General features: G+C 34.0%; 6 protein-coding genes. All 6 read left to right on the top strand.

All coding sequences use genetic code 11. The features are described from left to right. Positions 1–385 precede the first annotated feature (385 nt). Positions 386–3,928, top strand: a complete 3,543-nt coding sequence (locus V7056_RS18220) for a S8 family serine peptidase (RefSeq protein WP_499703817.1) — start codon at positions 386–388, stop codon at positions 3,926–3,928. A gap of 264 nt (positions 3,929–4,192) precedes the next feature. Continuing rightward, a complete protein-coding gene (locus tag V7056_RS18215) occupies positions 4,193–5,155 on the top strand; it encodes an NAD(P)H-dependent glycerol-3-phosphate dehydrogenase (RefSeq protein WP_499703816.1) in 963 nt (320 codons plus the stop codon). Between the two features lie 234 nt (positions 5,156–5,389). After that, positions 5,390–6,460: an AAA family ATPase gene (locus V7056_RS18210; protein WP_499703815.1), complete on the top strand. Its 1,071-nt coding sequence runs from the start codon at positions 5,390–5,392 to the stop codon at positions 6,458–6,460. Beyond that, positions 6,457–8,247, top strand: a complete 1,791-nt coding sequence (locus V7056_RS18205) for a vWA domain-containing protein (RefSeq protein ID WP_499703814.1) — start codon at positions 6,457–6,459, stop codon at positions 8,245–8,247. Before V7056_RS18210 ends, V7056_RS18205 begins: the two co-directional genes overlap by 4 nt. A gap of 220 nt (positions 8,248–8,467) precedes the next feature. Then, positions 8,468–9,280, top strand: a complete 813-nt coding sequence (locus V7056_RS18200) for a basic amino acid ABC transporter substrate-binding protein (protein WP_499703813.1) — start codon at positions 8,468–8,470, stop codon at positions 9,278–9,280. 65 nt (positions 9,281–9,345) lie between these two features. After that, positions 9,346–9,904, top strand: a 559-nt coding sequence (locus tag V7056_RS18195) for an amino acid ABC transporter permease (protein WP_499703812.1), incomplete at its 3' end; no start/stop codon positions are given.

Genomic DNA, 9,904 nt, shown 5'->3' with positions numbered 1-9,904 from the left:
TCTACTTAAAAAATAATAAATACCAAATTTTCGACTGAATTTTTATGGCAATATTAGTAACGTAAAATGCTAATTCCCCCAATTTACTGTCATACAGTGGACAAGTAAAATATGAGTATGTAAAACTACATGATTTACATATTATAAACCAGATTTATCCCCTACAATGATTCCATCAATCAATATTCTAATTTACTATTATTTTTCCTTATAGTGCTCTTTTTACTGCCTAATGACGAATTCAAAAGTATAAGACAAGAGCACTCTTACTATCACACATTTAGTTTTAGGTAGTTTTACTGTTTTATTGTGTTATAGATTGATATAGATCATTTTGTAGCGCAAATTTCTTACTTTAACTGAATTTTCGAGAGGAGAGGAATGAATGAAGCACTTTAAAATGAAGTCATTAAAAGTAATCGCTTCGGCAACTTTGACATCAATGATGATCTCACCATTTACTGCAATAGCGGAAAGCTCTGAAAACAATAATGTATCATCATCAACTATTGAAGAAATTGTAAAACAAGGGAGGCAAATACTTTTAGACAACGTAAAAGCTTCAGCCGGTAATAATAAAGATCAATTAGGTTACAAAGAACTAAAAGAAAAAGGATTAGTAAAAGCCTATAAGCCAACAGATAAAGTCCGCTTAATTATAGAAATAGAAGAACCTTCAACTGATGAAAAATCAACAAAAAGTAAAAAGGAATTTTATAAACAAAAACAGGATCAAGTCATTGAGCAAATTCCAACAAGAACATCAAAATCTCCTAATAAGCTAAAGCAACGTTTTTATGAAGGGTTTAATGGATTTAGTTTAGAAACAGAGTATCAAAATATAAACGAAATCCATTCAATTCCAGGTGTATTAAATGTACATATTGCAAGAACATTTAATCCTACTATGGGAGCTAGTAAGGAATTAGTACAAGCTCAAAAAGTGTGGAATCAATATGGATATGAGGGTGAAGGTTTACTTGTTGCAATCATTGACTCAGGAATTGATTATACGCACAAAGATATGAAATTGACTGATAAAGGCAAGCAAAAAGCAAAATTAACAAAAGAAGTCTTAAATGAAAAATCTTCTGAAACCGCTGTTAATGAAATTTGGTATAGCGATAAAGTTCCGTCAGGTTATGATTGGGCAGATGATGACACAGACGTAATTCCAGCAGAAACTGGTAGCCCCCATGGTACACATGTAGCCGGAACTGTTGGCGCAAATGGCGATGAAGCAAATGATGGGGTTGAAGGAATTGCGCCTGGCGTTCAATTATTAGCGGAAAAAGTATTTTCTGATTATAGTAGCGGTGCATATGAGGATGATATAATCGCAGGAATTGAACATGCGGTAGTAATGGGCGCAGACGTTATTAACATGAGTTTAGGTACTGATTCAGGTTATGTTGGAGAGGAAAATGATCCAATACAAAAAACAATCCGTCAAGCAACTGAGCAAGGTTCACTAGTTGTAGTTGCTAGTGGGAACGCATCCTTTAGTTCGAAAAATTATATTATCCCTTCATCATCAAGTCCATATGCAGAGAACCCAGACATCGGGGTAGTTGGTGAACCATCGGTAAGTCCTTATGCTATTTCAGTAGCATCATATGAAAATTCAAAAATCCATTTAAATACGTTAGAAGAAGCGAATGGACTTCAGTTACCATTTAAAGATCAAACTCAATTTCCTTCTTCATTTCATTTTAAGTTATCCAAATTTTTATCTCCAGGTGAAGATTATGAAATGGTATACGTTGGTGAAGGAACAAGTGCATCAGATTATAACGGAAAAGACGTAAACGGTAAGATTGTAGTCGTAAAACTTCTAGATAAATATAGTTATTATTCTTCTATTCAATTTGATGCCGAGAGAAAAGGCGCAAAAGCTGTCATTATTATTCCACCTAATAACGATATGCCAGATTATCCAAGCTTAGGGTTAAGTCCATACTCTATCCCTGTTGCAACTACTGGGAAAATTCCAGGAGATACATTAGTTAAAAAACTACAAAGTGGCCAAAGTGTAAAAATGCATTTATCAAAAGGGATATGGGTAGATAATCAAATCAAAAATACGATGTCAGATTTTTCATCAATAGGTTCTCCCCATACATTAGATTTCAAACCAGAACTTTCTGCACCAGGTGGTAGTATTTATTCGACCGTACCAGGAAACGATTACGAGATCATGAGTGGTACTTCGATGGCCACCCCTCATGTAGCGGGGGGCTCAACATTATTACTTCAAGCATTATATGAAAAAGGTTTTCCACACGCAAAAAATACAGCATTGAAAGCAAAGTTAGCTTTAATGAATACTGCAAAAGTAGTTATGGATCCGCGCACAACTAACCAAGTACCTTATTCGCCACGTGTTCAAGGATCAGGTTTAATGCAGATTCAAAATGCTATTAATACACCGGCAATTATTACAAGAAAGGATACCCCACTGGAACAAGCTGGAGCAGTTGCCCTGAAAGAAATTCTAAATGGCAAAACAAGCTTCAAATTGAATCTAGAAGCTTTTAAACAAAATGATAAAGGCAAAGACAATAAAGATCTCGAATACAAAATCTTTGTTGATGTAATGGCAGATCAAACTGAAATGAAAGAATTTGATTTAGATAATGATGGTCAGTTGGATTCTAAAGAATATTTAACATTAACTAGTAAACGTGTTAAAGGTGCTGAAGTGAAAGTAAATGATAAACTTGTTACTGACACAGATGGGACTATTCTTAAAATTAAACCAGGTCAAACTAAAAATATTACTGTTGATTTATCATTGCCAAATACATTTAAGAAAAATAGTTTTGTTGAAGGATTTGTAAGACTTGTTCCGATAGATAATAGTAAAGTAGTAACTTTAACAGTTCCATATATGGGCTTTTATGGAAAATGGGATCAGCTTCAAAATATTGACCCAGCAGCATGGGATAAAGATGCATTTTTAGGATATACAGCACTTTGGGATGAATTGTCAGAACGTTTCCCTATGGGGTATGATCCAGAAACAGGTAGATTTGATACAAATCACATTGCTGTTTCACCAAACATGTTTATAAATGGTGTGTATGCTACATTCACTACATTACGAAATTTACAAAAAACTGAGATGTATATTGAAGATGAATCTGGAAAAAGAATTCAATATCTAGGTGATTTTAGCGAATATACAGGAAAGCCATGGAAATTCCGAAAAAATATTATGGTATATGGAGACTATATGTACGGCGGATACATGTGGGATATGAAGGATTTGAATGGAAATTTTGTACCTGATGGCGATTACAAATATGTTATTAAGACGACTTTGGATTATAAAAATGCGATACCACAAGAAGTAAAATTGCCGGTAAAAGTAGATTCAATCGCTCCTACCGTATCTGATATTCAAATAAAGCCAGTTAATGGGAAATATGAAATTACCTATAAAGCAGAAGATAATAAAAGTGGTAGCGGCTATAATATGGGAATTATATGGAGTAATGGTCAGTTTTTTGAACTTGCACGGGGACAAACTTCATTAATTGTAGATGAAGAACCGAAAAGCATTGTTGTAATGGGAATAGACTATGCTTATAACCAAAGTTACACTGTTTGGGGTGACCCATCCTATATCAATCAAGATATGGTTATCTCATTTTTCTGGGTAGATCCAGTTAGTGATGTTAATAAAGACAACCCAGCATACATTACCAGCTATGCAAGTAACCGAGTAGACTGGACAATTAATATTAAAGATAGTAATGGAATTGTGGTAGACTCTTTTGAAGTAAAAAACGAACATACCTTACGTACTCAATGGGCTCCAAAGCCGGATCTTCCCAATGGTACTTATTACTTATCGGCTGATGTGGTTACGAAAAGCGGTCTGAAAGTCACAACAAAGTCTGAAGAAATTACTGTACGTCAATAAGAATATATAAATATAGCAATCTATTTCACTTTAACCTTCAGATTGTTAATATTCTGAGGAGATTGAATAGTTTAAGCACTTGGGGTAATCACTAGTAGTGTGTTTTACCTCAAGGCTTTTTTTATGTAACAAAGTTGTGAATTTAATAAACATAAAACGCCTACAATTTTTTAGAAGGCAGGAAGTAGTGAAATATTTGTAGAAATAGTTAATTTTAATTAGAAAAATTAGTGATCGTTAAAGAAATTCGGAGAGTGATACTAGATGAATATTTCAGTTTTAGGTTGTGGGCGTTGGGGTACTTTTATTGCATGGTATATCAATAAAATTGGTCATCAGGTCATGTTATGGGGTAGAGAAAACTCTAGAAACTATCATAACTTAAAAGTAAATCGAAAGAATGATTACCTTTCAATCCCAGATTCGATTGAATTAACCAATTCCTTAGAAATTGCAGTTTCATTCTCGGACACAATCATCATATCAATTAGTGCACAAGAGTTACGTTCATTTGCAAAACAATTACATGCTTTAGGGTGTTTTCAAGGAAAAACGTTCATTTTATGTATGAAAGGCATCGAAGCAAATAGTGGAAAAAGATTAACTCAAGTATTTAGTGAGGAAGTCGGAAAACATGTGAATGTTGCTATTTGGGTAGGACCAGGACATGTGCAGGATTTCGTGAATGATATACCTAATTGTATGGTCATCAGCTCTGAGAATATTGAAGTAACGAAAAAGATTGTAAATGCTTTTAATAGTGATTTAATTCGATTTTATTATGGACAAGACCTGATTGGAAATGAAATTGGAGCGGCTACAAAAAATGTTATGGGTATCGCAGCGGGAATGTTAGATGGACTACATTATAGTAGTTTAAAAGGATCATTGATGGCCCGTGGTACGAGAGAAATTTCTCGTCTGGTCAGAGCAATGGGAGGAAATGATATCACGATTTACGGGTTAAGTCATCTCGGAGATTATGAAGCTACGTTGTTTTCAGAGCATAGTCATAATCGTAAATTTGGTCAAGCATATGCTCAAGGTGAAAAATTCGAGAAATTAGCAGAAGGTGTTTCAACAGTAAAAGCATTAAACGAGTTGTCTATAAAATATGACGTCGAACTCCCTATTAGTTCTGCTTTATATGAAATATTATTTGAAGAAAAAAATGCAAAAGAAACATTAGAGAATTTATTTTTAAGACCAGTAAAATTCGAGTTTTAATTAAGAATAGAAATAGGTTACGAATAAAAGGAAACGGCTGCTCACTTAGGAACAGCCGTTTTGTTTTTTTCTATGATTACTTAAATGTGTTTTAAATAAGTAGGAAAGTCAAATATTAGAAATGCTATAATAAAAGAGTATTAGACAGATATATTGGAACATCATTTTCATATGATTAAAATATACTTTCAGAACAAACATAATTTACTAGAGAAATTGAAGGGAAGTTGTTATTTGAATAGTGTTGCAAGTGTAACTCAAAAACAATTATATGATTTTTTATTAAATGTTGCGCCAGTGCGCCCAGTATTTATTTGGGGAGCTCCTGGGATTGGGAAGTCCTCTATTGTAGAGAATTTTGCTGCTGAATTAGGGATGGATTGTGTCTCTTTATTAGGGAGTCAGCTTGCACCAGAGGATATTATTGGTGTACCGAAAATTGAAGATGGAAAAAGTGTCTTTTGTCCACCAAAACAAATTGCAAGAGATGAACCTTATTGTTTATTTTTAGATGAACTAAATGCATGTTCTCATGAAGTACAAAAGGCATTCTATAGTCTGATCCAAGAACGAAGAATTGGAGAATATCATTTACCGAAAGGCTCCATTGTCATAGGTGCAGGAAATAGAACGCAAGATAATGCGATTGTCAAAACGATGTCTTCAGCGTTAATTAATCGAATGGTGCACATTCAATTAAGAGCTTCACATAAAGATTGGTTAGAGTGGGCTTATGAAAATGAGATCCATCATTATGTAATAGAATACATTCAAATGAGACCCGATCATTTATGGAGTGAAGCACCAAAAACAGAGGAACCATTTTCAACGCCTCGCTCATGGCATATGTTAAGTGATTGTTTGCATGAATATGGTTCAACATTGAATGAGCAAGTATTGGATGTAATCGCTAGTGCATGCTTGACGCCACATATTGCTGTTCAATTTAAAGCATTTATCAAACAAATTCAACGTCAATATGATTTAAATAAAATTATTAATGGCGAATTGAGATGGCCAGATAATCCCGCTGAACGCGATTTATTATATTTTATGGCACAGTCTTTTAGAGCACAGCTTTTAAAAGAATTGCCAAAGGATCAAGCTACAATTCAAAATCAATCAAATTACAAGCAACTAGCATTTCGAGCGAAAGACTTAATCAAAGAATTGTCTACCATTAGTTTAGAAATTGCTCAAATGGTCGTTTCAGAGCAAAAAGGTGAAGTTCTCCCAGGGTGGTTTATGCTAGAAGTAATTAGGGATCTTCCGCGCTTAGCGGCTAAAAAGGTTGATGTTTATTGAATAAGAAATATAGTGACAAAATAAAAAATAATGAAGTAAATATTGATAAAGGTTTAAAAATTGTAGAATATCATCCATTGTTCGCTCCTATATTTTCAGTTATTCATGTAGTTGTTGAATCATTGCATGAAGATTCATGGGGATACGTTACAAGTGCTGGAGATATATACTTAAATAATGAGCGGAAAGGTTCAAAAGATGAGTGGTCCTACATTATTGCACATTGTTTATTGCATTTAGGCTTATCGCATAACAAAAAAATGGAAAATCCTGAAGCATGGAATATTGCATGTGACTGTTTTATTACTAAATTTTTAAGTGAATTAAAATTTGGGAAACCACCGATTGAATTTACTGAGCCCATTTATGAATCGATTCCTTCTGAAGAGAAGCTATATGAGAGGTTTATTCAAGAAGGTGTTCCGCAAAACTTAAAAAAATATAGTACCAGAAAAGCGAAATCAGATTTTTTAATTGTAAATAAAGGTAGTTCCCATTACTATAATCGCAAAATTGATTATCCTACTTTATTGGCAAAAGGAATGTCAATGGCCGTACAAAGTGCAGTGAGGGTAGCGGGTGGAATTGATACATCATTAGATGGTTCTACTGTAGCAACTCAAGCTCAAAGAGCAAAGTCATGGTTTATGAGCTCATTTCCTTTACTGGGTGCATTAGCAAGCGATTTTGAGATTATTGAAGATGCTATACTTTGTACTAGAATGGATATTTCAGTTGGTGCAATAAGTGTAAATACAAAGGAAATCTATATTAATTCATCAGTCCAATTAACGGATGAAGAAATGAAGTTTCTAATGGCCCATGAATTATTACACGCTGGATTAAGTCATGCTACAAGAAGGCAAGGTAGAGATCCTTATTTATGGAATGTGGCATGTGACTATGTGATTAATGGCTGGTTAATTGAAATGAAAGTCGGAGATATACCTCATGTTGGTGGTTTGTATGATTCCGAGTTAAAAGGACTATCTGCTGAAACAATTTATGATCGAATTGCCGCTGACTTAAGAATGTATCGTAAGTTAAAAACATTTAAAGGAATTGGTGTAGGTGACATCATTGAAACAAAATCATCTGATTTCTGGGATGGAAATGTAGGAATGGATTTAGATGAGTTTTACCGAAGAGCATTAGCTCAAGGTTTAAATTATCATCAAATACAAGATCGCGGATATCTTCCACTTGGTTTGGTTGAAGAGATTAAAAGTTTAAGCCAGCCACCGATTCCATGGGATGTTGAACTTGCGAAATGGTTTGATAGAATGTTTCATCCAATTGAAAAAGTCAGAACCTATAGTAGGCAAAGTAGAAGGCAAGCATCTACGCCTAATATCGCAAGACCAAGGTGGATCAACCAAAGTGGAGATCAAAGAGAAAGAACGTTTGCTGTCATTGTAGATACTTCTGGTTCCATGGATCGTGTATTACTAGGTAAAGCTCTCGGAACAATTGCAAGCTATAGTATTGCTAGAGATGTACCATTAGTCAGAGTCATTTTTTGTGATGCTACCTCACACGATGAAGGATATGTACATCCAGAAGCATTACTTGAGAAGGTAAAGATAAAAGGTAGAGGCGGTACAATCCTTCAACCTGGAATTGATATGATCGAAAGTGCTAAAGATTTCCCTAAAAACGGACCGATTCTCATTATTACAGATGGATATTGTGATCGTCTTTCAATTAAAAGAGAACATGCATTTGTTATGCCACAAGGTGCGAGACTACCATTTATCCCGCGTGGTGAAGTTTTTAGAATGAAATAATAAACTGAATTAACTATTCATGTTTTTAAAAGCAGTTCGTAAAGAACTGCTTTTTTATTTGTGAATACTACCAATTTATTAGGATTTAACAATCATTGACATAGTATTGCATAAATAAACAAGAACAGATATAATTATTTAAAGTCTAAATATATTAAATTTTCTATATATTTAATTAAATCAGTGAATTTAAGAATTGTATTACATAGGGGGAATTTAAATGAAGAACTTTAAAAAAATGTCTTTTGCTTTTGCTGTTTCAACAGCACTGATTCTTTCTGCTTGCGGAAAAGATTCAAAAACAGGTGGTACAGAAAATCAAAAACCTTTAAGAGTTGTTACAGATGCTGCTTATGCACCATTTGAATATCTTGATAAAGGTAAAATTGTCGGATTCGATGTTGATTTTACAAATGCAGTTGCAAAAGAAGCTGGATTAAAAATTGATATTGTAAACGTTGGTTGGGACCCATTATTCGCAGAAGTTGGAGACAAGCTAGCTGATATTGGTATGTCATCTATTACAATCAATGATGATCGTAAAATTAAATACGATTTCACTGTTCCTTACTTCCTTTCAACAAATAAGATTTTAGTTCCTGAAGGCAGTGATATTAAATCTGCTGAAGATCTTAAAGGTAAAGTCGTAGCTGTTCAGAATGGAACAACTGGTCAAGAAGCAGTTGAATCATTATTAGGTAAGAACAGTAAAGATGTTAAAAAATTCGAAAATAATAATCTAGCAATTCTTGAATTAAAAAGTGGCGGAGCGGATGCTGTAGTCGCTGATAATGCAGTAGTAGAAACATATGCGAAAAATAATCCAAATGAAAAATTAGTCGTTATTGAAGATAAAGATAGCTTTGCTGCAGAGTTTTATGGCTTAATGCTACCTAAAGGAAGTAAATATAAAGAGAAATTAGATAAAGCAGTAAAAGAAGTAGTTGAGAATGGAACTTATGAAGAAATTTATAAAGAACATTTTGGTACTGAACCTGATCTTGAAACGTTAACAGGTGAACAAAATAAATAGAAGTCTAAAAATTGCGTAACCTCAACTGTGTTACGCAATTTTAGATAATTGGGGGAAAGATATAGATGGGATTTAATTGGGATGTAATCGTAGAATATTTGCCATTTTTCTGGAAAGGAACGTTATTAACAATTGCCCTATCTTTAGCGGGAATCGTATTAGGTACAATTATCGGTTTATTCATCGGATTAGGAAAAATGCAATCGAACAAATGGTTAGCTTTACCATTTGTATGGTATATCAACTTCTTCCGAGGAACACCATTATTCGTTCAAATCCTATTAATTCATTTTGGAGTAGTACCTTACTTTATAGATGAGACGAATCCAATTGCCGCTGCAATTATCGCATTATCATTAAACGCTGCAGCGTATATTGCGGAAATTTTCCGTGCAGGTATCCAGTCAATAGATAAAGGGCAAATGGAAGCTTCTAGATCACTTGGTATGACACATGTACAAGCTATGAGATATGTAATCTTACCTCAAGCTATTAAAAGAATGATCCCACCACTGGGTAATGAATTTGTTGTTTTAATCAAGGAGTCTTCTATTGCTGCAATTATCGCAACACCAGAAATCATGTATTGGAGCCGTGCAATGAATGGTCAATACTATATTGTTT

This window comes from Bacillus sp. JJ664 (assembly GCF_036962205.1).
Classification (GTDB): domain Bacteria; phylum Bacillota; class Bacilli; order Bacillales; family Bacillaceae_G; genus Gottfriedia.
This window is presented reverse-complemented; position numbering and strand designations above follow the sequence as displayed.

Bases quoted from the DNA above. Each gene is read 5' to 3' on its own strand.
- V7056_RS18220 (WP_499703817.1), top strand. From the start codon at position 386: ATGAAGCACTTTAAAATGAAGTCATTAAAAGTAATCGCTTCGGCAACT.
- V7056_RS18215 (WP_499703816.1), top strand. From the start codon at position 4,193: ATGAATATTTCAGTTTTAGGTTGTGGGCGTTGGGGTACTTTTATTGCA.
- V7056_RS18200 (WP_499703813.1), top strand. From the start codon at position 8,468: ATGAAGAACTTTAAAAAAATGTCTTTTGCTTTTGCTGTTTCAACAGCA.